Consider the following 25,826-nt stretch of genomic DNA (forward strand, 5'->3'; position numbering starts at 1 on the left):
CGGGAAAAGAACGTTTTCGTTAAGCCAAATGAACAATGTCGAACTTGCTCGGACATTGTCATGGCGAGAAAACGCACTTTTCGAGAAACGAAGAAGAACGTTTTCGTTAAGCCAAACGAACAATGTCGAGCTTGCTCGGACATAGTCATGGCGAGAAAACACACTTTTCGAGGAACGAAAAAGAAGGTTAATAGTATGCCGAAGTGGGGGGATGCCAGATGTTTTCGGGCTGGCAATGTGAGGATGAAGGCACAATGAGGTGGGGCAAACAACAACAAATTGCCTCCCTTTTCTGCGTAGATGAATGAGATTAGCTTTTAGTTCAGGATGTTCTGGGTGAACAACGACGGAAGGGAACGGTCCCTATTCCTTATTTTGCGGCCTTCTTTGTCGTAGGCAATTGCGGTGGGATGAGGTCGTATTCGCGCAAGAGGCGTTGAGTGCGTTCGGCCTTCGTCTCGCGGTGTTGGCCTTTTCCTATCCATTTAAAAAGGTAGCCGAGGAAACCGAGGATGTTGAAGTTCAGGTCGGAGGGTCGAATGCTCATGAGTTGATACTCTACTGAGGAGAAATCTAGCTTGAACTTGATAGGTGGTCTGTAGCCGAACACCACCACTTCTTTCAGCATGCGGTTGGTTAGTAACAGTGGAACGCTATCCTTGGGCGTGGTTTGGGCGGTTTGGATAGTGTCTTTGGGCATCATGCTGTCGGGCTTTGCCGTTTGGCAAAGGGCAGTGATAGGGAGCAAGGCCGTGACGAAAAGGCTAATGGTAAGTAGCAGTTTACGCATAAATAACAGGTTTATGATTGTGCTGCAAATATAGTAAATTTATCAATAAGGTTTGCTTGTTGAATGTGTAAAAGATGTTATGGCGAGGTTGTGTTGGGCAGGCGCAGGTACAAATTATCGGCTGTAAGCTTGCCGTTTCTTATATTTTTGTGGTAATTTTGCAGCAATTAGGCTGCACTCGGCAAACTGAAAGCCACGGGAGGAAGGCTTAACAACAAAGACATGTTGAGAATAAAGAAACTAGACATATTTATCTGTAAGCAGTTCGGGATGTTGTTTCTCGGAACGTTCTTCATCTGCCTTTTCGTGCTGATGATGCAGTTCCTGTGGCGTTATGTAGACGAACTGGTGGGTAAGGGGCTGACGATAGAGGTTCTGGCACAATTCTTTTGGTGGATGGGATTGATGATGGTGCCGCAAGCTTTGCCGCTAGCCATATTGTTGTCGTCGCTCATCACCTTTGGAAACCTGGGCGAAAGTTCCGAACTAACCGCCATCAAGTCGGCCGGCATCTCGCTTACGCGCACTTTTAGCTCGTTGGTTGTGGTGAGTTGCTTTATCTCTGCCACGTCGTTTGTGTTCCAAAACAACATCGGCCCCTATTCAACCATCAAGCTTTCGCAGCTGCTTGTGTCGATGAAACAGAAGAACCCGGAGCTGGAAATACCCGAAGGGGTGTTCTACGATGGCATTCCTAACAGCAACATCTACGTGCAAAAGAAAGACGTAAAGACGGGTAAGTTCTATGGCATCATGATTTACCGCATGAGCAATAGCTACGAAGACTCGGAAATTATATTGGCCGACTCGGGCATGTTGCAGACAACGGCCGAGAAACAACACTTGTTGCTTACGTTGTGGAACGGCGAATGGTTCTCTAATCAAGCGCAAGAGGTGGGTAGGGATGCTGCCGCGCCCTTCCGAAGGGAGACTTTCTTGGAGAAGAAAACGCTCATAGACTTTAATGGCGACTTTGATATGACGGATGCCGCTTTGTTCTCGGGCGATGCTCGTGGAAAAGGATTGGCAAAGCTGTATCGCGACCTCGACTCGCTGCAACATAACAACGACAGTATTGGGCGCGTGTTTTATAATGAGGTGCAGATGAGCTATTACAACACGTCGGGCCTCAGTCGAACCGACACTTTGGCCGCCATAAAGGAGGCAGGAAAGAAGACTTTTAACGTGGATAGTGCCTTTGCCCGACTGAATAACGACGGAAAGCGAAGTGTGTTGGGCATAGCCCGTTCGCAAGTGCAGGCCGTGGATGCCGACTTGGAGTTTAAGGCGATGGTGACGGAAGATGCTAACCGCATGATAAGGCAGCACAAGATAGAGATGTACAAGAAGTTTGTGTTGTCCCTGTCGTGCCTAATCTTCTTCTTCATCGGCGCCCCGCTTGGCACAATCATCCGTAAGGGCGGGTTGGGAATACCCGTTATCGTGTCGGTGTTGGTGTTCATCGTGTATTACATCCTTGACAATTCGGGCTATCAGATGGCGCGCCGCGGCATCTGGGCCATTTGGTTTGGCGAACTGTTGGCCACGATGGTGCTTGTGCCGTTGGCTGTGTTTGTAACCTATAAGGCCAACAAAGACTCGGCGGTGTTTAACTTCGACGCTTACCGAAACTTGCTGATGAATCTTTTGGGCATGCGCCAGAAACGCAACATCATGGCGAAGGAGGTGATAATAAACGAGCCAGACTATGGCCGCGATGCAGAACTGTTGAGCGAAGTTACGGAAAGGGCGCAGGCCTATGCCGAGGCACATAGACTGAAAACGGCTCCTAATGTAAAGCGCGTGTTCTTCGAATATCAGGCGGATAACGAGATGGAGGAGATTAACAGACTGCTCGAAACGGCGATAGACGACTTGGGAAATACCCGCGATAAGACCATTTTAAACCTGCTGAACGAATATCCCATCATGTCGGTGAAGGCGCATACGCGGCCGTTTAACCGGCAATGGCTCAACACTGCGGCTGCCATATTGGTTCCCGTTGGTTTGGTGTTGTACATCAGAATGTGGCGATTTAGGCTGCGCTTGCTAAAAGACTTGCGCGTGGTGGTGCACAACAACAACCAAATTATCGCGCAGATAGGGAAACTTTGAGTAGTTAAGTAGTAAGGAGTAAGTGGTAAGGAGAAAGTAGTAAGGAGTAAGGAGTAGGGGGGAAAGTAGTAAGTTATATATATAAGGAGTAAGTTGTAAAAAGAGTAAGTAGTAAGGAGTGACCCCGTATTTTCCTTTGGAGAGCGTTGGGGAGTCTTTACAATAACGAAACAATATTAATATAAACAAACATGTCAGAAATAAAACTCAATAGCGTAGAAGAGGCAATAGCGGACTTTAAAGAAGGTAAGTTCGTGATTGTTGTAGACGATGAAGACCGCGAAAACGAAGGCGACCTCATCGTGGCTGCCGAAAAGATAACGCCCGAAATGGTGAACTTCATGCTGAAACATGCACGTGGCGTGTTGTGCGCACCCATCACCTTGTCGCGTTGCAAAGAGCTGAACCTGCCCCATCAGGTAAACGACAACACCTCGGTGCTGGGTACGCCGTTCACCGTTACGGTGGATAAGCTGGAAGGTTGCTCAACGGGCGTGTCGGCACACGACCGCGCAGAAACCATCAGAGCATTGGCCGACCCCAAGTCTACGCCCGAAACGTTCGGCCGACCGGGGCATATCAATCCCCTTTACGCCCAAGACAACGGCGTGCTGAGGCGCAGTGGGCACACCGAGGCGGCAATAGACCTTTGCCGAATGGCTGGCCTGTATCCCGCAGGAGCGTTGATGGAGATAATGAACGAAGACGGAACGATGGCCCGATTGCCCGAATTGAAGGTGATGGCGGATAAGTATGGCATGAAACTGATTAGCATCAAAGACATGATTGCCTATCGCCTAAGAACCGAATCGCTTATCGAAGTGGGGCTAACCGTAGACATGCCCACTAAGTATGGCCATTTCCAACTTACGCCTTTCCGACAGATTAGCAACGGATTGGAGCATTTCGCACTGACCAAAGGCGAATGGAAAGACGATGACGAGGTATTGGTTCGTGTGCATTCGTCGTGTGCCACGGGCGACATTCTTGGCAGTCTGCGTTGCGATTGCGGCGACCAACTGCACCATTCGCTTGAAATGATAGAGAAAGAAGGGCGTGGCGTGCTTATCTATATGCAGCAAGAGGGTAGGGGAATTGGACTGATGAACAAGATTGCCGCCTACAAACTGCAAGAGCAAGGTTACGACACGGTTGACGCGAACGTGCATTTGGGTTTCAAACCCGATGAACGCGACTATGGATGCGGTGCGCAAATGCTCCGTCATCTGCGTGTGCACAAAATGCGGCTTATCACCAACAACCCCGTAAAGCGCGTGGGATTGGAGGCTTATGGGTTGGAAATAACCGAGAATGTACCCGTTGAGGTGCATCCCAACAAGTACGATTACAAGTACCTTAAAACCAAACAAGAACGTATGGGCCACAACTTGCATTTGTAAGCAGAGGCGGCGTGTGCATGCCGTTTGCCTTTACGAAGAAAGCATTCTCCGTTCGGTTGTGCGGTTGTTCCCCCTTGCTTGTGGGGTTCCTCCCGCTTGCTTGTGGGGTAGCTCTCGCTTGCTTGCAGGTTGCTCTTTCTTGTTTGTGGGGCGTTCCCCCTTGCTTGTAGGTTGTTTCCTCTTGCTTGTGGGGCGTACCCTCAACTTTGGGTGACGTTACCGCAAGCTTGTGGGTTGTTCATTCATCCTTGAGTACCGCTCCCGCTCGGTTGTGCGGTTGTTCCCTCCTTGCTTGCAGGTCGCCCTTTCTTGTTTGAAAGTCGTTCTTCCTTGCTTAGGGGTAGTTTCTTTTCGTTTTGGCCGTTGCTCCCTCTTGCACAGGCATACAATTCGAACGTTTTCGATAAGCCGAACGAATAATGTCGAGCTTGTTCGAACATTGTCATGGTGAGAAAACGCACTTTTCGAGGAACGAGAGAAGAATGTTTTCGTTAAGCCGAACGAACAATGTCGAGCTTGTTCGAACATTGTCATGGTGAGTAAACGCACTTTTCGAGGAATGAGAGAAGAACGTTTTCGTTAATCCAAATGAACAACGTCAAACTTGTTCGAGCATAGTCATGATGAGAAAACGCACTTTTCGAGGAACGAGAAAGAACGTTTTCGTTAAGCCAAATGAACAACGTCGAGCTTGTTCGATCATTATCATGGTGAGAAAACGCACTTTTCGAGGAATGAGAGAAGAACGTTCCCATTAAGTCGAATGAACGATGTCGAGCTTGTTCGAACATTGTCATGGTGAGAAAACGCACTTTTCGAGGAACGAGAGAAGAACGTTTTCGTTAAGCCGAACGAATAATATCGAGCTTGTTCGAACATTGTCATGGCGAGTAAACGCACTTTTCGAGGAATGAGAAAGAACTCAAAAACTCATCAACTCGCCAAATCATCAATTCGAAAACTTAAAATCTTTGTTTTTTATTTTACAACGACACGTTATTTTCCACTTCGTTCTAGCGAAAATCGGGGTTAAAAAGTAGGTAAAACACTACTTTTTCTTACATTTCACTTCTCCCAGCGTGTCTGTTTTTAAGAAAAAACCTGCATTTTGCACGCTTTTGCCTTTCCAGAATGGTTGCCAACTCATCATTTTTCAGGTCCAATTACCCGCTTTTAGACCCTAAAATCCCACTTTTTAACCACTATTTTGCCCTTTTCAGCCATGTTTTTCATGATTCTAAAAGGTTTTGTTTATACCATTGCGGTGCATTTTTATGCGTTTTGCCTTGTATTTAGCACCATTTTACCTTGCATTTAGCATCAAAACGCACTACGTTTAGCACCAAAACGCACTGCATTTAGCACCAAAATACACTGCGTTTAGTAGCAAAACGCACTACGTTTTGCCGCAAAAAGCCCAAAAACGGGTGTTAATGGCGATGTCTTTAAATAAATATTCACTTTGACTGCATGTACAACCAGCCTCTTTTTGCACCAAAACAAACCTCCGCGAGAATCGATTTTTTGCGACAAGGTAAGCGATTGGTGGACAGAAAGGGCACTTATTGTGTTAAATTTTCTGCCGAAAACTAGACAAAAACAATTGTGCCGCGTACACGCGCGTAGGTAATGGAACGGAAAGAACGTACGCATACAACCAGCAGCGCAAGCGGTTGCAGGGCAGTCCACGCACGACCAACGAAGGCAGCATCATACAGAGGCAGAGGCATGCTGTCATCAACAGCCGACTTTCAACTTGTAGAAAACACACGGAACGACTTCCGCCCAACCCCTTGTTGATGCACAACCACATTTTGCCACATACAAATGGTGCAGCAATTAGCCAACAGCGATTGGAGCTCGAAAGCCATTTACTTTCAGCAACAACTGCGCAACGTTGCCATGCGCTTAAACTCAACAAATACACAAGCAGCATGGTGATGGCCTGCTTACCGGCGCATCAAACGCCGCCAAGATGCAAACTATCACAAGCTGTTTGCCCAATCAAGTTGGTATCTTTTATGGTTGCCAAGGTTTGGGCTGCCTAAACCAAACCCACCCAGCTAAGCGCAGGCAGGCCCCAAATCCACACAAGCGCGTAAGCTTTAAACGCACAAGTCCATTAACGAACGTTTTCGTTAAGCCAAATGAACAATGTCGAGCTTGCTCGAACATTGTCATGGCGAGAAAACGCACTTTTCGAGGAACGAGAAAAGAACGTTTTCGTTAAGCCAAATGAACAATGTCAAGCTTGTTCGAGCATTGTCATAGCGAGAAAACGCACTTTTCGAGGAACGAGAAAAGAACGTTCCCAACAAGTCAAATGAACAATGTCGAGAGCTTGCTCGAACATTGTCATGGCGACAAAACGCACTTTTGGGGGAACGAGAGAAGAACGTTTGACATGGCATCTCTACCAGTTGGTCATAATGCAAGGTGTTGTTTGCCCACCCAAATTCCAAGTGCTGTGTGCGTGATGCTTGCAAAACTTCTCATGGTTGTATGGATTGAAACAACGCTATGGTGCTGTGTCAAATCGTAACCGTTTGTCTTTGCAGGCCTGACAGTTTGTAAGCTTATCGCCTATTCCTGTCGTAATCATGTCGGTCGAAACTCCATCAAGTCTTAAAAAGTATAACCCCATGTCGGAATCCTCGTTCGGCATGAAACGATGACAAATAAAAGAAAAAACACTTTTTTTGTAAAATAAAGTTGCTTTTGTTTCGTTAGCTGTGATATAATAAGTACATTTGCAAAATAAACCTTCTAAACAAGAATATGTATGGCACAATTATCTGACAGACTTAATCGGCTATCGCCTTCGGCAACACTCGCTATGTCGCAAAAAAGTAGCGAAATGAAAGCTCAGGGTATCGACGTGATCAACTTGAGTGTGGGAGAGCCGGACTTTAATACACCCGACCACATCAAGGATGCGGCCAAAAAGGCTGTGGACGAGAACTATTCAAGATACTCGCCTGTACCTGGTTATCCCGAACTGAGAAAGGCTATAGTAACTAAGTTGCAGAAGGAGAACAATCTGGAATATGGTCTTAACGAGGTGATGGTGTCTAACGGGGCTAAACAATGCGTGTGCAACGCGGTGATGGCCTTGGTGAACAACGGCGATGAAGTGATTGTACCTGCACCATACTGGGTGAGCTATCCGCAAATGGTAAAGCTTGCCGGAGGTACACCCGTGTATGTGAACGCCGGTTTTGAACAGAACTTTAAGATTACGCCACAACAGTTGGAGGCTGCCATCACGCCTAAGACGAAGATGCTTATCTTGTGCTCGCCCAGCAACCCAACAGGTAGCGTATATTCTAAAGAGGAGTTGAAGGCTTTGGCAGAAGTGATACGCAGGCACGACGACCTATATGTGCTGGCCGACGAGATTTACGAACACATTAATTATGTGGGACGCCACGAAAGCATCGCCCAGTTCGACGGCATGAAAGAAAGGTGCATCATCGTTAATGGCGTTTCAAAGGCTTATGCCATGACGGGATGGCGCATTGGCTACATGGCCGCGCCCGAATGGATAATAAAAGGATGCAATAAGCTGCAAGGACAATATACTAGCGGCCCATGCTCGGTGAGCCAAAAGGCGGCTGAGGCTGCTTATACCCTAGACCAAGGTTGTGTGGAGGACATGCGCTTGGCTTTTGAAAGGCGTAGAAACCTCGTTGTGAAACTGGCAAAGGAGATAGAGGGCCTGGAGGTGAATGTTCCCGAAGGCGCGTTCTACCTCTTCCCCAAGTGTAGCAGCCTCTTTGGTAAGCATACCGATGGCTATGTGATAAACAACGCTACCGACTTGGCCATGTATCTGCTGGAAGTGGGCCATGTGGCAACCGTTTCGGGCGACGCGTTTGGCGATCCGGAGTGTATTCGGCTTAGCTATGCCACAAGCGACGACAATCTTCGCGAGGCAATGAGGCGAATTAAAGAAACGTTAGCAAGACTTGTATAATATTGAGAATTGTGACAAAAAGCCGTTTTTTTCCTTTATAATGGTGCGTTTATGCTATTTAGCAGACTTGTTGGTAACTTTTCGTCGTTAAAACTTCTTAATTGTATTTCATTTTATACATTAATGAGTATCTTTGCGTGACCATTAAGGACAAAAGCCCAACAACAAATCAGCATTTGGACGAACGTCTATACTATAAGGAACAAAATAAACTTAAATATTTATTAACAACTAAAATTTAAAAAATTCAATTATGGCAACACAGAAAACAGCCAGCCCTGCTAAAAAGTCTCAGGGCTTTCAAGGAATTAGAGCAGCATTTTGGGTAATCGTTTGCTGCTTCATCATCGCTGCATGCTTCTTCAAGTTCTACTTGGGTAGCCCGGCTCACTTCCAAGGTGGAGATAACGAAGGACACCCACTCGACATTTGGGGAACGATATACAAGGGCGGTCTTGTGGTTCCTGTAATCCAGACTTTGTTGCTCACCGTGCTCGCACTCTCTGTTGAGCGTTGGTTGGCATTGCGCACCGCATTTGGAACGGGTTCGCTCACCAAGTTCGTTGCTAACATCAAGGCAGCCCTTAACGCCAAGGACTTCAACCGCGCACAACAACTTTGCGACAAGCAAAAGGGTTCGGTAGCCAACGTTGTTTCGGCTTCGCTGCAAGCTTACAAAGCTATGGAAACCGTTCACGGCATTAAGCTTTCGCAGAAGATTGCTAAGATTCAACAAGCTCACGAAGAGGCTACACAACTTGAAATGCCTACCTTGCAGATGAACCTTCCCATCTTGGCAACCCTCGTAACGCTGGGTACACTTACCGGTCTTCTTGGTACGGTAACGGGTATGATCAAGTCGTTCCAGGCTCTGGCTGCCGGTGGCGGTGGAGACTCGCTGGCTCTGTCTGCTGGTATTTCTGAGGCTCTTATCAATACGGCCTTCGGTATTACCACTTCGTGGTTCGCTGTTATCTCTTACGGTTTCTTTACCAACAAGATCGATAAGCTGACCTACGCACTCGATGAGGTTGGTTATTCTATCGCTCAGACCTACGAAGCCAACCACGCAGACGAAGCTTAATTTTTTGCTAACCCTTTAAAATTTTATCACTATGGGTAAAGTAAAAATTAAGAAGAAATCCACTTGGATCGACATGACCCCGATGAGCGACGTCATGGTGCTCCTTCTAACGTTCTTCATGTTGACGTCTACTTTCGTCAAGAACGAACCCGTGAAGGTGGTTACCCCTGGCTCGGTGTCGGAGATTAAGGTGCCCGAGAAGAGTGTGCTGAATATCCTTGTCGATAAGACGGGCAAGATATTCATGAGTATGGACAACCAAAACGATACGCAGGCCGTACTCGAAGGCATGAGCGAGCTTTATGGAATGAAGTTCACACCACAGCAGGTGAAAAAGTTCAAGAAAGACGCCATGTGGGGAGTTCCGATGAACTCTATCCAACAATATCTCTCGCAATCGGAAACCGAAATGGCTCAAACACTCAAGAACTATGGCATTCCTACCGACAGTATCGACGGTAAGGAAAGCGAGTTCCAACTTTGGGTGAAAGAGGCACGTAAGGTTAATCCCGACGTGAAGCTAGCTATTAAGGCCGACGAGAAAACGCCCTACGCCTTGGTGAAGAAGGTGATGTCCGAACTCCAAGACTTAAGCGAAAACCGTTACTATCTCATTACATCGTATAAAAAGGTGGAGGATTAAAGAATGGCAGAATTAGTTGAACAAGGAAAAGGCGGCGGAAAACAAAAGAAAAAAGACGTCCGCGTCGACTTCACCCCTATGGTGGACATGATGATGCTTCTTATTACGTTCTTCATGCTCTGTACCTCTTTGGCCAAGCCGCAGACGATGGAATTGAGTATGCCTAGTAACGATAAGAATATCCAAGACGATGATAAAACCGTGACCAAAGCTTCGCAGACCATCACGATCTACGTGGCCGGTAACGACAAGATTTATCACGTGGATGGTTTGCCTAACTACAACGACCCTTCAACCATGAAGGAAACGACATGGGGGGCCAAAGGTATCCGTGACATATTGATTAACCATCAAACGGAAGACGGTACTATTCCTGTGAGGCAAATTATGGCTGCTAAACAGAAACTTGATAAGAAGAAACTTGAAAACCCCAAGTTCACCCAAGCCGAGTACGACAAGGAATTGTCTAAACTCAAAGCTGGTGAAGTGGATGGACAGAAAATACCAACGCTGACCATCATCATCAAAGCTACTGACAAGGCTTCTTATAAGAACTTGGTGGATGTTCTCGACGAAATGCAGATTTGCAGTATAGGTAAATACGTTATTGACAAAATCAATCCCCAAGACAGCGAACTGCTGAAGAAAAAGGGTATTGAATAAAACGATAGCCTATTAATGATTAATTAAGAAAGGAGAAAACTATGTCAAAGATTGATTTGGTTGACGGCGACTGGGTAGACCTCGTGTTTGAAGGCAAAAACCAAGCGTATGGTGCGTATAAGCTCCGTAAGGGAACCACCAAACGCAACATCCTCGCCATGATCTCTATCCTTGCTGCTGCAGTATTGGTGTTCTCGGTTGTTGCCATCAAAAGCGTAATCGAGGCTAGCCGAGGAAAGGTTGACGCCACTCAGGTTACGGAGTTGTCTGCTCTCAACCAGCCAAAGAAACAGGCTGAGGTGAAACAGAAACCCAAGGTTAATACCGAACCTGAGAAGGTTGTTGAGCGCGTGAAAAGTTCGGTGAAGTTCACCGCACCCGTAATTAAGCGAGACGACCAGGTGAAACCTGAGGATGAAATTAAAACACAAGAAGAAATCATGTCTACCAAGACAGCTATCGGTGCGCTCGACGTGAAGGGTAACGACGATGCTGCTGGTGAAGTGCTCAAGATTAAGGAAGCTGTGGCACAGCCCGAACCCAAACCCGAAGTTGAAACGAAGATCTTCGAGGTGGTTGAGCAGATGCCTCAATTCCCTGGTGGCGATGCCGCATTGATGAAATTCTTGTCGGACAACGTGAAGTACCCTGTCGTAGCACAGGAGAACGGCGTACAAGGACGTGTTGTTATCTCGTTCGTTGTGGAGCGCGACGGCTCTATCACCGACGTGAAGGTGGCTCGTTCGGTAGACCCCTCTCTAGACCGCGAGGCAGCTCGCGTTGTTAAGAGCATGCCCAACTGGATTCCAGGTAAGCAGAATGGTTCGGCTGTACGTGTTAAGTACAACGTTCCTGTTTCATTCAGACTGCAATAGCATTTTATGAGAAAAAGCATAACATCTTACACAATCGTAGGATTAGCACTGTGTAGCTTTGTTCTTGCCGCTTGTGGAGAAAGCAAGCGCAAGAACGGCCGCACGGACACATATTCGTCAGGGGTGATTAGTTTCGCCTCTGACGAAAGTTTTAGTCCCATCATCGACGAGGAACGCGAGGTGTTCCACGCTGTCTATCCTCAAGCTACGGTCAATCCCATTTACACAACCGAGGGCGAGGGTATCACACTTTTGCTTAAAGACAGCGTCAGCCTCGTAATCACTAGTCGTGATTTCAAGAAGAAGGAGTACCAGAGCCTTTACGATAAGCAGTTCCGTCCACAAACCATCAAGTTGGCTTACGACGGGTTGGCGCTCATCGTAAACAAGAACAATGTCGACACTTGCATTTCTGTTAAGGACATCGCACGTGTACTTCGCGGCGAGGCGAAGAATTGGAGCGACATCTTCCCCGGTTCAAAGCGGGGCACCATCACGGTGGTTTTCGACAATAAGCGGTCTAGCACCGTACACTTCGCCGAAGACTCCATACTTGGCGGAAAACCCATCACCAACCCCAATGTCGTTGCAACGAACAAAACGGCCGACGTGGTGGACTATGTTGAGAAGACCCCGAATGCCATCGGCATTATCGGCAGCAACTGGCTCAACGACAAACGAGATAGCACCAATCTCACTTTCAACAAGAATATTCGTGTAATGTCGGTAAGTAGAAAAGACAAAGGCACACCAGCCAACAGTTGGAAACCTTACCAATATTATATATATAACGGTAATTATCCATTGATACGCACCATCTACGCTCTTCTCAACGACCCTTATCATGGGCTACCTTGGGGATTTGCGCAGTTTATGGCATCGCCCAAAGGGCAGCTTATCATCCTTAAATCAGGATTGTTGCCTGTGCAAGGTAACATAACCATAAGGGATGTTAATGTTAATCAATAGATAAAACAATTGGAGCCTTCTGTCGTCTAAGAAGGTATAGGCATGCTTGCGGCAGGTTGCGAACTTGCCGTAACGCATCCTTTACGTTGAACTTTCTCATGTTGCTCGCAACGTATGCACAGGGGTAGAACAACGAACAACTGACAAATGCGCAAGCACTGATGCAAGGCATGCGCTAGCTGTCAGCTTAGAAAGTAACGAACGCAAACAGTAAAGCGTTTTGCAGAACACGCTAAGAGTATTATAAGAACGTAGGATTATGAAAACAGTTAAATATCTTTTACTAGGTGCGTTGGTGGTAGGTATCAGCGCGCCGCTCATGGCGCAAGACAACAAGTCTACCATCGACGCCATCTCTAAGGTAATTCTCGCCAACCCCGCTGCGGCAAAAGACCAAGTTAAAGAAGTGTTCAAAAAGAACAAGAAGAACGCCGAGGTGCTGGCTGGTATTGGACGCGCCTATTTCGAGGCCAAGGATACGGCAAATGCCAAGCAGTATGCCAACCTGGCTATCAAGGCCAACAAGAACTACGGTCAGGGTTACATCCTCTTGGGCGACATCGAGGTGTTGAAGGATGATGGCGGTGCCGCTGCTGCATGGTACCAACAAGCCATTTATTTCGACCCAAAGAACCCCGAAGGATACTTCAAGTATGCCAACATCTATCGCGGACGTAGTCCCGAAGAAGCTGTGGCAAAGCTTAACGACTTGCGTGCGCAACGCCCCGACGTGGCTGTTGATGCTTTAGCTGGCCGCATCCTCTATGCCTCTAACCGCATGGAGCAGAGCTTGCAATATTACGATAAGGTAACCGACAAGAGCAAACTCGAAGATGTGGATATTACCAACTATGCTACCGAGGCATGGATGCTGCAAAAGCGTGATAAGAGTTTGGAAATGGCGCTGTACGGACTTTCGCGCAACCCACGTAAGGCCGCCTGGAACCGTCTTGCTTTCTATAACCTTACCGACATGGAGCGCACCGCCGAGGCTTTGAAGTATGCCGATGCACTTTTCAACGCCTCTGACAGTTCTAAGTTCACGGGTTTCGACTACACCTATTATGGTACGGCTCTGAAGAACGACAAGCAATACGACAAGGCTATCGAGATGTTTAACAAGGCGATGGAAGAGAACAAGGGCAACGAGGAGTTGATAAACAGCAACCGCAAGGCTCTTTCCGACCTCTATCTGTCGAAAGAAGACTTTGATAAGGCCACCGCGTATTACGAGGAATACCTCAAACATGCCGCAAAGACTACGGCTAGCGACATGGCAGGATTGGCTACCATCTACATGAACTTGGCTGCAAAGCAGACGGGCGACGAGCAGAAAGCTTCGTTTAAGAAGGCCGATGATGTTTATGCGCGTCTGGGAGAGAAGTTCCCTGCCAACATCGACTTCGCCAACTTTATGCGTGCTCGCATCAATTCCAATCTCGACCCCGAAACCAAAGAAGGTCTTGCCAAGCCTTTCTACGAGGCTATCGTAAACTCTTTGGCTAGCAAAACCGACCGCGACAAGGCCGACAATGCCCGCTTGACTGAGGCTTATCGCTATCTGGGTTATTATTACCTTGTGAAGAACGATAAGGCAACGGCCGACGGATATTGGAAGAAGGTGTTGGAGATTGACCCTGAAAACGAAACGGCTAAGCAAGCTTTGGGCGTTAAGTAAGTATTTGTCAACAAGGGAGTGGTAAATAGGTTGTTTATAAAATGCTCAAGCGTAAGAAGTGAAATAATACTTACGCAGAAGTGTTCGATTTCTAGAACAAACTTATAGCCAAACTTATAAGTTATCATTGGGGTGTGTCACATTTGTGTGGCTTACCCCTTTTTCGTTTTATCCTTTTACTTTTAGGAGTTATGGAGTTAAGGAGTTAAGCCAAATGCTTTCTAGTGAGTAGTTAAGGAGTTAAGGAGTTAAGGAGTTAAGCCAAATGCATCGGTGGCGTTAGTCATCTTTCCACTTTTTAGGAATTAAGGAGTTATGGAGTTAAGCCAAATGCTTGGTTGCAGAGTGGATGATAATCCTTGTCAACTCGTTAACTTGTCAACTCGTTAACTAACATCCTGGTTAAGGAGTTAAGCCAAATGCTTTCTAGTGAGTAGTTAAGGAGTTAAGGAGTTAAGCCAAATGCTTTTTAATGAGTAGCAAAGGAGTAAGTGGGCAATGAAGTTATGCCAAATGCATCGGTGGCGTTAGCCATTTTTTCACCTTTTCACCTTTTCAACCTTTCACCCTTTCCCCTTTTGCCCCTTCACCTCTTACCAAGATTTTCCTCTTTAATATTGTTTCATATTTTATTTTTTTGTAACTTTGCTGCGACACCATAAACGTTTAATCCATTAAGCAAAAGCAAGTTTTTGCGTTGATTGTCAATGTAATCTGCCCACCAACATATACGCCAATGAAATCAAGATGCAGCATATTAGTCCTTTCTCTGTTTGCTTGTGCGCTTTCGTATGCACAAGGTAAAGTCAATACAAGCGACAGCTTGTCTATCGACTCGCTTTATCGCGACCTGCCCGAAGTGATTGTCAAAGGCGAACGCCCCACTGTTAAACTTGAAAGGGGCAAGCTAGTGTATAATATGCAGCTGCTTTTAGAGAAACTCCCTGCCGACAACGCCTACGATGCCATCACCAACATACCAGGCATTAGTGCAGCCGACGGCAGCCTAAGCTTGGTTGGCGCAAACGTAACACTCATTATCGACGGAAAGGCCAGCACCCTAAGCCAAGCCCAAGCCATAGCAAAACTTAAAAACATGCCTGCCTCGCGACTGTCCAAAGCCGAAGTAATGCTTTCGGCTCCTGCACAATATCATGTTCGCGGAGCTGCAATCAACATCATAACCAACGACTACGGCGGACAGCACCACACTTCGGGGCAGCTGCAAGCCACGCTCAACAAGTCGAAATATGCACGAGGCTATGGTCAGGGCAACCTGTTGTATGCCAACGGCCGCTTTACACTCGACCTGAATTATACCTTTACTGGCGGTAAAGGATATGCAGAGGCAGAACACTATGCCCAACATCCGCTGAACGGAACGCGCGTGGCCTACAACGACAAAACAAGCAACATCAGCAGCGGCACATCCCACGACATCGGCATTGAGCTTGGCTATCGCTTTGCCGAACGCCACAAGGTAGAAGTGGCCTACACCGCAGATGCTAACTTCATCGACAGCAATAACACGACAACGGGCAGCAGCGTATCTGCGCAAAGCAGCGAGGGACACAATCTGCTGCACAACATCGGCCTATATTACACCCTGCCTTTCGGACTGCGACTTAACGGAACATATACCTATTATAGTTCGCCACGCAACCAATCTCTCAATGGACAATTGGGCGCAGATAGGCGAGTGGTGGCTGCAAAGAGCGACCAAACTATCCGAAAATGGCTATTCACGGCCGACCAAGTACACACCTTAGGGCACGGATGGCAGTTAAGCTATGGTCTTGAATGGCAAACCACAAACAACAAAAGCTATCAAACCACACTCAACGATGCTGGCATAGTGATACCAGAGGCCACCAGCGAGGTGAACATTGATGAGCAACGTTTTAATGGTTACATAGGATTTAGCAAACAGTTTGGGAAAGGAGTCAGCCTAGAAACAACCCTAGCCATAGAGAACTATCATACGCCGCAATGGAACGACTGGCGTGTTTTCCCCACACTGAACGCGGCATGGCAGGTAAACAGCTACCATACGCTGAACCTATCGTTCAACTCTAACGCCACTTACCCAAGCTATTGGAGCACGATGAGCCAGATTTACTACTCCTCTGCCTATTCTGAGATATGGGGAAACCCCTTGTTAAGGCCCTCCAAAAGCTACGACACGTCGCTGTCTTGGCTCATCAAAGGCCGTTACACCCTTGTGGCATTTGCCCATATCTGCAACGATTACGCTATACAATTGCCCTATCAGCTTAGCAATCGCATGGCGGTGGTGATGCAGGATGTTAACTTCAACCACCGCAACATCTTTGGCTTGCAGGCAATGGCGCGTTTTTCGGCAGGCTCATGGCTCAATGGCAACGTTTATGTTACAGGCATGTTCATCAGCGATAAGAACAACCACTTCTTCGATTTGCCTTTCAATCGCCAACGTTTCTCCATGCGGGCGGGAGGCAATGTGTCGGCTCTGTTGAGCAAAAAAACTAATGTGCGCTTTTCCGTTAGTCCCACGTTCCAGTCCCGCGCCATTCAAGGGGTGTACGACATCAATGGCATGTTCTCCTTAAATGCCTCCATGCGGTGGGCATCTGCAAATGGAAAATGGAATGCAGTGTTGTCGGGGTATAACCTAACCAATCGCCGAATGGTCACACATTCGGGCTATGGCAACCAAGATTTCGGCTTGCGGGTGGTGCAAGATTGGACAACCCTTGCGCTCAGCGTTATTTATAAGTTCGGCAACTACAAGGCCAAAACGAAGAAAGAAGTTGATACTTCCAGGATGAGAAAGTAAACATCCGCCCGTCCCCCATACACTCTTCCAAGGGATAACGCCCCCTACATCCCCGCTCTGTGCGAATAGAGTAGGGGATAGGGTAGTTCTTTTACCAATTATAGTCAAACAGAATTGCTTTTGGAAAAATGTTGTTAGAAGAACGCAAGGCGTTCGTAGCATGGCATCAACAAAACCCGCACGCAGAGGAGAATGAGGACTTTTGTTTGCTTACGATGCAGTTGTGGCTTTCCAAATCCATTTCTCCATAAATAACCTTTTCATCGTCTTAACAATTTACGTAGTTCCTCTGCATCATATGTTGTTAGTCTGCATACTATCTATATAGCAATGGTATGCAAACCTTCTAATGCCCTTGCGCGGGTACGTATGCCGCACCCACGCAAGGTATTGTTTCGTTTTTATACATACGGCACCATATATCTCACTTTACTTTTTGCGCCAATATGTATCAAACGTGTTGGCTTTACTTCTCACTCGATGTCGTTCGTTCGGGTATATAGAAGTGTTCCCAAGACACATCCAACACTTTCACATCAAGACACTTACGTACAATGGCCTCCATCCATGCAGGCCCAGCATGGCTGGCAGCATCCCAGAAGGCACTTGACTCCCAACGAACGTCTAAGATTATGCGTATGATATAAACCTCCTTATCCTTCATCGCTTGCTGAACGGGCTTGTTAAAGAGAGATAGACCATAGACGTAGGTCTTTCCCTTATACTCTGCCCATGGGCTCGTGCTCTCTGTCCCAATGTTCCTTATTTTAAAGGCACTACCCCTTATAACATCAAATAGCTTTTTGGCGGGTTGGCCAACAAATTCGTTTCTCCGTGCATCTAAGATAGGCAAGAAAGCCTCGAGCATCTTATTTTCCCTTTCGCGTTCTGCATCCGTTTGCGTGTTTTGAGCGTACATGGTTATGCCAAAGCATAACGATACCATCAATAAAAATAACCTTTTCATCGTCTTAACATTTAATGGGTTTGTAACTAACCTTCTCCGAACCGTATGTGGTATAGTCGGGTTTATCTGTTATATGGCATTTCACGATACTGATACCACCATCGAAGTGGTTAATGATTGTACTTAATCTGGCAATGGCTGTTTCATTACTTGATTTAAAGGTATTAAGATGTTCATACTGTTTCAATATCCTATCACATTTTCCGCCCATTTTAAAATCATTATTTTCTGCCACTTCGTACTCAATCTCCTTGAACATGGCTGCCGCTTTCTTTCTATCGTTGATAATCAATGCGTAATAGGTGTTCTCGTCTATGAAAACAAATGAACCACGCATATTAGGACACTCTTGACTAGCCGCGTCGGAACAGAGATTTAACAAATCCTTAGCTGATGGAGGAGTAAGATTAGGATGGTTGTGGAGCGTATATTTCGTGTAGAAATTTGCAGTGTATGGCGCACGATCTACAAGTCCTCCTCCTTCGGGCTCCAACATGTAATGACGATTATCATCATAAACATTAATAACACAAACATGCTCCACATTACCATGTTCTTTAACAAGCTTTTTAAACTGAGACAGGTCTATGTAGTTCTTTTTCTGCCCTTTATAAGGCTTCAGTGAGAACAAACTGTCCAACATTTCCTTCATGGCTCTCTTAGCCTCGTTGGAATAAGGTAGTGAGTCGCACTCTTCTGGAATCTTACTCTTCGGAAATATTCCTAAACCCAAGTTACCTGTATAGGGTCCATTATTGGTTTCAGGTCTACTTTCACCAACAATTCCTATCGTTCCACCACGCCGGTCCCAATAAGTAGCTCCATCCACACGATAAGTTGCCTGAAGAAAAAAAGAGAAAGAGTGTGTAATAGCTATACCCCGAAGTATATTTCCATAGTACATAACATAGCTCCTGGGGTCTGAACTTACATTATAAAGCTGTTCACAAGGTATGGTTATCTCTATCTTATTAAGATACCATCCTTTCTCAATCCTACAAACATAAGGATTAATCATTGTTTGTCTCAAAGCTTCTTCCGCCCATCGTTCCACGGTATAATGGTATAAACCATGACTATCTCCATCCGGTTGCCCAACATAGTTCGCCGAATAGTCTATTGTAATAATAACTCTAGAGCCATTAAGGTAAGGATTGTAATAACGCGTTTCAGGCAACTGTTCCTGCGTTAATGGCATCATGCTGTCTTTAAGAAACTCGTACGCTTTAAGGCTATCGTCTACTTGCAATCCCTTATCAGATAAGATAGTAAAATCATTAGAATAGAGGAAACGCTGCGTTATTGGGATGTCGTTGTTGAGCGTTTCAGCAGTAACCACTTGTGGGCTTTTAAGTTTGTTGTTCAGTTCAACGCGTTCGTCATCCAGCTGTGTAAAACCAACAGGATAATACAGCGCACCACTTATCGTTCCTTCCGTGCCGAAAGGTACAATAAACACCATGCCGTGCATCGAACTGTTGCACAAGCGAACGTCCTCGAAGTACACCTGCTTGCCTTTTGTCAAGCTTTGAAACACTGGTTGCTGGTCGGTCGAGGCGTTTAATGCGTCAATAAACCGTTGGGCCTCTCTGTTTGTCACCTCATCTGGCAACGACAACCCCGCATCGTTTTCTAATTGGTTGCAGGCGCAAACCAACAAGACGCATAACCAAATCATTGGCGAAACAATGTTCGTCTTCTTTACGTTTCGTGTCATCATAACTGCTTCATTTAGATTTCATGTTAATGTTAGTGAGATATATTTGCATTAACTTATGCTCCAACTCACCCCTTTAAAGAACATTTTAATCAGGAGAAGTACAAGTTGTTACTCCTTATTATAGATGTTGCTTAATTGTTGGGATAACTCTCTTGCAATAAAACAATTGATGATTATACCGCTGTATAAGCTTGAGGTTGACTAACAAGCTACTTATGTCTGCAAATTTAAGAAAAATATCGGTTCGTTTTACAAATGCGCTTATGTTTCTTAACATAAAAAGAAAGGCCATGCCCACATCCTCTTATGAGTATGGCCATGGCCTTTAAGCATGTGTTTCGCAACTTGCAAATAGCTAAGTTGCAATATAAAAAGATGTGAACGAATCTAAGAAACCCTACATCTTGGTAACAATACCCCCCTCTGTCGCCTCGATAAACTGCACGAGGTTGCGTATTTCAGGGCCGTCGGGCACTTGCTCTTTCACCTGGAGCACCGAGTCGAACACGCTTGTTTGCCCGTGGAACACCAGTCGGTAGGCGTTAGCGATGTGCTTAATGTTCTTCGGGTCTACGCCATCGGCTTTCAGCATCACGGTGTTTACCCCGCCATAAGCCAGCGGTTTGCCGCCAAGGATGATGTAAGGGGGCACGTCTTTCGAGAAAGTTGTGCCTGCTTGTATCATGGCGCGGTCGCCAACACGCGTCTTGGCGTTCTCGATAACGCCCGTAGAGAATATCACGCCGTTGCCAATTTCGCAGTCGCCGGCAATCTTAGTGCCGTAGCCGAACACGCAATCGTTGCCCACCTGCGTATCGTGCGAGATGTGCGCACCCTCCATCAAGAAGTTGTGATTGCCGATAACGGTTTTGCAACCCTCGTGCGTAGCGCGGTTGATAACCACGTTTTCGCGGATGGTGTTGTCGTTGCCGATGATGAGGAACGACCTTTCGCCCACGAAATTGAAGTCTTGGGGCAACGCTCCCAACACCGAACATTGATAAACACTGTTTCCACTGCCCATGCGTGTGCCGTTAAGTATGCTTACGAAGGGGTGGATAACGCAGTTGTCGCCTATCTCCACATCGTCTTCTATGTAGACGAAGGGGTAAATTTTGCAGTTGTCGCCTATCTTGGCGCGTGGCGACACCTCTGCTCTTGAACTTATATCGCTTGACATCTGTATGAGTTTTAATTAGTTAACGAGTGGACAAGTTGATGAGTGGACAAGTCAATAAATTAACTTGCATCCCGCTACCTCACACTCCTACTTTCCACCTCCCAACGCCATGTAGAGGTTTACAACCGCTTGCATCTTATAAAAGTCGTCTTGAACCTTCGAGAGTTCCACTTTCAGCAAGGTTTGTTGGGCGGTAATCACTTCGAGATAGCTACCTCTGCTCTCGGTGAGTAGCATCTTAGTATCTTCCACATTCTGACGGAGCGTAACGATTTGCTTGGCCTCTATGTCGCTCTTTTCGGCCGATGCGTTGTACAACACCAAGGCGTTGCTCACCTCGTTGCCTGCACTTAACACCATCTGTTGCCAAGTGTTGTAGGCACGTTCGTATTGTATCTTGGCCACTTTAAGGCCCGCGATAAGCTGTCCGCGCTGGAAAATGGGCTGCGTTAAGCTACCCACAGCCGAGAGCAACAGCTTGGCCGGGTTGGTTATACCCATGCCGCCGCTGTTGGTATAGCCGCCTTGCGCACTCAATGTGAGCGTTGGATAGAAACGGCTGCGGGCTGTTTGCACATTGTAGAAACACTGTGCCAAGCTCATTTCGGCAGCATGAACGTCGGGACGGTTGTTAAGCATCTGCAAAGAGATGCCCGTTGAGAAGTTGGTTGGCAGACTCTGACCATCGAATTTGCCGCGGGCAATGGTGCGCGCCGACTGTCCGAGGAGCAGCGAGAGGGCGTTTTCGGCCTCGCGCAGCTGACGTTTCAGCCCCACCTTTTGTGCCTGAACCGAGTAGTAATTGCTCTCGGCACTCTGCACACCCGTAGAACGAACGTTGCCATATTCCTTTTGCAGTTTCATGGTTTCCCATGTATCCTTGGCCAATACCTCCATTTCGTCTATCAGTTCCAGCTCCTTATCGAGCATCAACAGCGTGTAATAGAGGTTGGCTACGTTGGAAATAAGCCTTGTACGAGCGGCAAGTTGATAGTCTTTCATGCCTATCAAGGCCATTTGCGAACTGCGCTTGGCCGAGAGAAGTGTGCCGAAGAGGTCGATGGTCCAACTGGCCGACACGGGCAACGAGTAGGTTTTCACGGCCGCATGGCCGTCCCACGAGCTGATAGTTCCCTGCGGAGTGAAGGCAAACGAGGGCAAGAAAGACAGCTGTGCCGACTTTAATTGCGCCTCGGCCATCTTTACATTGAGGGCCGCATTCAGCAAGTCGTAGTTGTTTTCAAGTGCCGTGGCGATGTGCGACTGCAACTGCGGGTCGGTAAACACGCTACGCCAGGGCAGGTTTCCAAAGCTAGCCGTATCGCTAACGGCCAGCGTGTCGGTATCTGAAAGGGGCGAGCGAACCACGCCTGCGGCCTTAACCGCAGGGCGTTCGTACTTGCCATAGAGGCTCTTGCAGCCCGTTAGGGCTAGGGCTGCAAGTGCCAGGAGGATGAAATTCTTTATCTTCATTGTTTTGCTTTCACGTCTTTTTCTATCGCCATTTGGCGTGCATACTGTTTCAACTCGTTCTTTACCTCGCGGTTTTCTTCGTCGCCAAACTCCAAGGGTGTGAACTTCTCTTGCAAGTATTGGAAGATAACGAAGAGCGCGGGCACAACAAATATCTGCAACATCATACCGATGAGCATACCGCCAACGGCAGCCGCACCAAGCGTTTGGTTTCCGTTTTTGCCTACACCGCTGGCAAACATCATAGGCAAAAGACCGATAACCATAGCTAAACCGGTCATCAAGATGGGTCGCAAACGCGATGCCGCACCCAAAATGGCACTGTACTTAATGGCCATACCCGTGCGCCGGCGTTCCAAAGCGAACTCAACGATAAGGATAGCGTTCTTTGCCAAAAGGCCTATCAGCATGATAAGCGCAATCTGCATGTAGATGTCGTTCTGATGTCCGAAGAGTTGCGTAAAGATAAACGCACCCGCTAAACCGAAGGGCAACGAAAGAATTACCGACAAAGGCAGCAGATAACTTTCGTATTGGGCGGAGAGGATGAGGTAAACGAACACCAAACAGAGGGCGAATATAAGCGCCGTGGTGTTGCTTTGCTCGTGTTCCGAACGCGTCAGACCTGAGAAGTCGTAGCCATAACCCGTTGGCAGGTTCTGTGCAGCCACCTCTTCAATGGCTTTGATAACCTCGCCCGAAGAATATCCGTCGGCAGGTGTTACGTTGACGTTGATGCTGGTGAAGAGGTTGAAACGCCGCACGTTAGATGGGCCATACACACGTGTAAGTGTGCAATACTCGCTTACGGGAACCATGCCTTGTGCTGTGCGCACGTAGATGTTGGTGATGTCGCTGGGTTTCATCCTACTGGCAACATCGCCCTGAATCATTACGCGATACAGCTTACCAAAGCTGTTGAAGTTGGATGCGTACATACCGCCATAGTAGCCTTGCAGCGTTGAAAGCACCACGCGCGGGCTAATGCCGCTTTGCTTACACTTGGCTACGTCCACGTCTACCATATACTGCGGGTAGTTGGGGTTGTAGGTAGTCATGGCGTTCATCACCTCGGGCCGTTCGTTCAGTGCTTTCAGATAGTCTTGTGTCACCTTAAAAAAGTGGTCCAAGCTGCCGCCCGTCTTGTCTTGCACGGTGAAAGTAACGCTGTTGGCAAGTCCGTAACCAGGAATCATCGGCGCACCGAAGGCTATAATTTGTGCGCCTTTGATGCTCGAAATCTGCTTATAGATGGTGCCAAGAATCATGTTAGAGCTGCGCACGTCTATAAAGAAACGCATAATGCCGTCGCCCTGCCACAAGCCCGAAAGCTTATAGAAGAACCCGCCCGTACGTTCTTCAAACGGTTTAAGCTTAAGCACGAACGTAGCTTGGTCGGAACCTTGGCCTGCGATGAAGTTATAGCCCGCAATTTGTTCGCGACTCTGTATCATGGGGTTGTTGGCCAGCATCTCATCCACTTGGTTAACCACCTCTTGCGTACGCTCTTGGCTTGTGGCCGGCGGCAGCGAGATGGTTACAAAGAGCGTTCCTGTGTCTTCGTTAGGCACAAGACCCGTCTTGGTTGTGCTCATTGTGAACACCAAAACCACAATACCCACCAACACGGCCACACCAGTAACGATGCGATGCCTGATGATGTTCTCTACACCCTTGCGGTATTTGCCCAACACCTTGTTGAAAGCCACGTTGAAACCAGCATGGAAACGGTCTACAAAACTCGTCTTCCGCCCATGTTCGCCCTCGGCATGGGGCTTCAAGAAGATGGCGCAAAGCGCAGGCGAAAGGGTAAGGGCGTTGATGGCCGAGATGATGATAGACACGGCCATCGTTACACCGAACTCGCGATAGAACGTTCCCGACGTGCCGCTGATAAACGAAACGGGGATAAACACGCAGGCCATAACCAGCGTAATGGAGATAATGGCGCCCGAAATCTCGTTCATGGCGTCGATGGCGGCCACCTTCGAACTCTTATAGCCCATATCCAGCTTGGCGTGCACGGCCTCAACCACCACAATGGCATCGTCTACCACGATGGCAATGGCCAGCAACAGGGCCGAGAGCGTTAGCAAGTTGATGGAGAAACCGAACATCCACAAGAAGAGGAACGTACCAATGAGCGACACGGGCACGGCGATAAGCGGGATGAGCGTTGAGCGGAAGTCTTGCAAGAAGACGTAAACCACGAAGAACACCAGCACAAAGGTGATGATCAGGGTCATTACCACCTCTTCTATTGCGGCGAAAAGGAATTCGGTAACGTCGTAGTTTATCTTATATTCAAGACCTGGGGGGAAGGTTTTGGATTGCTCTTCCAACACCTTCTTCACGTCTTGGGCAATCTGTGTGGCGTTAGAACCGGCAATCTGTTGCACCATACCCATCACCGAGGGGTAGCCGTTGTTCTTCATCGTTACAGAATAACCCAGTGCGCCCAGCTCAACCTTGGCCACGTCTTTCAAGTAAAGCGTCTGGCCTTGCGTATTGTTGCTGATGATGATGTTGCCGTATTCTTCGGGCGTTTTGAGCCTTCCCTTATAGCGCATCACGTATTCGAAGGCCACGTTGCTTTGCTCGCCAAACGAACCTGGCGCGGCCTGAATGTTCTGTTCGGCAAGGGCAGCCGTTATGTCGCTAGGCATCAGCCCGTATTGTTTCATCTTGTCGGGCTGCAACCAGATGCGCATAGAATAGGTACCCGAACTAAACGACTGCACGTTACCCACACCCTGCACACGCTTAATGGCCGGTTGGATGTTGATTTCGTTGAAGTTGGTGATGAACTTCTCGTCGTAACGTCCGTCGGAAGACGTGATGGTGTACATCACAACGTTACTCGTCTGCCGTTTCGAGGTGGTAACACCCACCTGCGTAACCTCTGCGGGCAACAGTGCTTGTGCCTGCGACACGCGGTTTTGCACGTTCACGGCAGCCATGTCGGCGTTAACGCCCTGCTTAAAGTAGATGGTTATCATGGCCGTACCGTCGTTTGTGGCGGTACTCTCCATGTAGGTCATGTTCTCCACGCCGTTGATGCTCTCTTCAAGAGGCACCACCACGGAGTTGAGAACCGTTTGCGCATCGGCTCCCTGGTAGTGCGCCATCACCGAAATGGTGGGCGGTGCGATGTCGGGATACTGCGCAATGGGCAGCGACACGATGCCAATTAAACCCAGCAATACAAGAAACACGGAGATAACCGTGGAGAGTACTGGGCGTTGTATGAATCTTGTAAATGTCATATCTTACTTATTGAGCATTTAAGTTTCGTGAGTTTATTTCGTTTTTTCGATGCTTTATGCCGAGGGCGAACAATGCCCCCCCCCTAGAACCGCTTTTATCCGTATGATGCTTGTCGGGCTAATGCCAACGGCAAACAGCAACGGCGATGCGCATTTAGCTTGGTTTGCGAGGTCCGAAACGGGTATTTGCTTATGCCGCAACAGGCAACACA

The 25,826-nt window shown here is 47.5% G+C and carries 16 protein-coding genes; 10 read left to right on the forward strand and 6 right to left on the reverse strand.

What is annotated here, in order from left to right; genetic code table 11:
- Nucleotides 1-370: 370 nt before the first annotated feature.
- Nucleotides 371-790 carry a hypothetical protein gene (locus tag HMPREF0670_RS13790; protein ID WP_009231762.1) on the reverse strand — a complete coding sequence of 140 codons (420 nt, stop codon included), beginning with the start codon at nt 788-790 and terminating at the stop codon, nt 371-373.
- Between the two features lie 222 nt (nt 791-1,012).
- Between HMPREF0670_RS13790 and HMPREF0670_RS13795 the strand changes: the two genes are divergently transcribed.
- The 10 genes from HMPREF0670_RS13795 (at nt 1,013) to HMPREF0670_RS13845 (ending at nt 17,008) form a co-directional block, all read left to right on the forward strand.
- A complete protein-coding gene (locus HMPREF0670_RS13795; RefSeq protein ID WP_009231763.1) occupies nt 1,013-2,905 on the forward strand; it encodes an LptF/LptG family permease in 1,893 nt (630 codons plus the stop codon).
- A gap of 191 nt (nt 2,906-3,096) precedes the next feature.
- Nucleotides 3,097-4,305: a bifunctional 3,4-dihydroxy-2-butanone-4-phosphate synthase/GTP cyclohydrolase II gene (locus tag HMPREF0670_RS13800; protein WP_009231764.1), complete on the forward strand. Its 1,209-nt coding sequence runs from the start codon at nt 3,097-3,099 to the stop codon at nt 4,303-4,305.
- Nucleotides 4,306-7,087: 2,782 nt separating this feature from the next.
- A complete protein-coding gene (locus HMPREF0670_RS13810) occupies nt 7,088-8,281 on the forward strand; it encodes a pyridoxal phosphate-dependent aminotransferase (RefSeq protein WP_009231765.1) in 1,194 nt (397 codons plus the stop codon).
- 253 nt (nt 8,282-8,534) lie between these two features.
- Complete coding sequence (locus HMPREF0670_RS13815) at nt 8,535-9,365, forward strand: MotA/TolQ/ExbB proton channel family protein (protein WP_009231766.1); 831 nt, start codon at nt 8,535-8,537, stop codon at nt 9,363-9,365.
- A gap of 31 nt (nt 9,366-9,396) precedes the next feature.
- Nucleotides 9,397-10,008: an ExbD/TolR family protein gene (locus tag HMPREF0670_RS13820; protein WP_009231767.1), complete on the forward strand. Its 612-nt coding sequence runs from the start codon at nt 9,397-9,399 to the stop codon at nt 10,006-10,008.
- A gap of 3 nt (nt 10,009-10,011) precedes the next feature.
- On the forward strand, nt 10,012-10,671 hold the full coding sequence (locus tag HMPREF0670_RS13825) for an ExbD/TolR family protein (RefSeq protein ID WP_009231768.1): 660 nt from the start codon (nt 10,012-10,014) through the stop codon (nt 10,669-10,671).
- Between the two features lie 41 nt (nt 10,672-10,712).
- Entirely contained in the window at nt 10,713-11,546 is an 834-nt protein-coding gene (locus HMPREF0670_RS13830; RefSeq protein ID WP_009231769.1) for an energy transducer TonB, read from the forward strand.
- A 6-nt stretch (nt 11,547-11,552) separates the two neighbouring features.
- A complete protein-coding gene (locus HMPREF0670_RS13835) occupies nt 11,553-12,515 on the forward strand; it encodes a PstS family phosphate ABC transporter substrate-binding protein (RefSeq protein ID WP_009231770.1) in 963 nt (320 codons plus the stop codon).
- A 259-nt stretch (nt 12,516-12,774) separates the two neighbouring features.
- Nucleotides 12,775-14,193, forward strand: coding sequence for a tetratricopeptide repeat protein (locus tag HMPREF0670_RS13840; RefSeq protein ID WP_009231771.1), 1,419 nt, complete (start codon nt 12,775-12,777; stop codon nt 14,191-14,193).
- Nucleotides 14,194-14,929: 736 nt separating this feature from the next.
- A complete protein-coding gene (locus HMPREF0670_RS13845) occupies nt 14,930-17,008 on the forward strand; it encodes an outer membrane beta-barrel family protein (protein WP_009231772.1) in 2,079 nt (692 codons plus the stop codon).
- Nucleotides 17,009-17,474: 466 nt separating this feature from the next.
- On the opposite strand, the gene HMPREF0670_RS13850 is transcribed toward HMPREF0670_RS13845, so the two are convergent.
- The 5 genes from HMPREF0670_RS13850 to HMPREF0670_RS13870 all read right to left on the reverse strand — a co-directional run bounded on the left by HMPREF0670_RS13850 (nt 17,475) and on the right by HMPREF0670_RS13870 (nt 25,614).
- Nucleotides 17,475-17,975, reverse strand: a complete 501-nt coding sequence (locus HMPREF0670_RS13850; protein WP_044078363.1) for a hypothetical protein — start codon at nt 17,973-17,975, stop codon at nt 17,475-17,477.
- A gap of 4 nt (nt 17,976-17,979) precedes the next feature.
- The gene (locus HMPREF0670_RS13855) at nt 17,980-19,695 is read right to left on the reverse strand and encodes a hypothetical protein (RefSeq protein ID WP_044078364.1); all 1,716 of its coding nucleotides are present in this window, start codon (nt 19,693-19,695) and stop codon (nt 17,980-17,982) included.
- Between the two features lie 397 nt (nt 19,696-20,092).
- Nucleotides 20,093-20,875, reverse strand: coding sequence for an acyl-ACP--UDP-N-acetylglucosamine O-acyltransferase (gene lpxA / locus HMPREF0670_RS13860; protein WP_009231775.1), 783 nt, complete (start codon nt 20,873-20,875; stop codon nt 20,093-20,095).
- Between the two features lie 87 nt (nt 20,876-20,962).
- On the reverse strand, nt 20,963-22,348 hold the full coding sequence (locus HMPREF0670_RS13865) for a TolC family protein (protein ID WP_009231776.1): 1,386 nt from the start codon (nt 22,346-22,348) through the stop codon (nt 20,963-20,965).
- Nucleotides 22,345-25,614, reverse strand: coding sequence for an efflux RND transporter permease subunit (locus tag HMPREF0670_RS13870; RefSeq protein WP_044078365.1), 3,270 nt, complete (start codon nt 25,612-25,614; stop codon nt 22,345-22,347). The genes HMPREF0670_RS13865 and HMPREF0670_RS13870 overlap by 4 nt, the downstream gene beginning before the upstream one ends.
- Nucleotides 25,615-25,826 lie beyond the last annotated feature (212 nt).

The organism is Prevotella sp. oral taxon 317 str. F0108, assembly GCF_000162415.1.
Classification (GTDB): Bacteria; Bacteroidota; Bacteroidia; order Bacteroidales; family Bacteroidaceae; genus Prevotella; species Prevotella conceptionensis.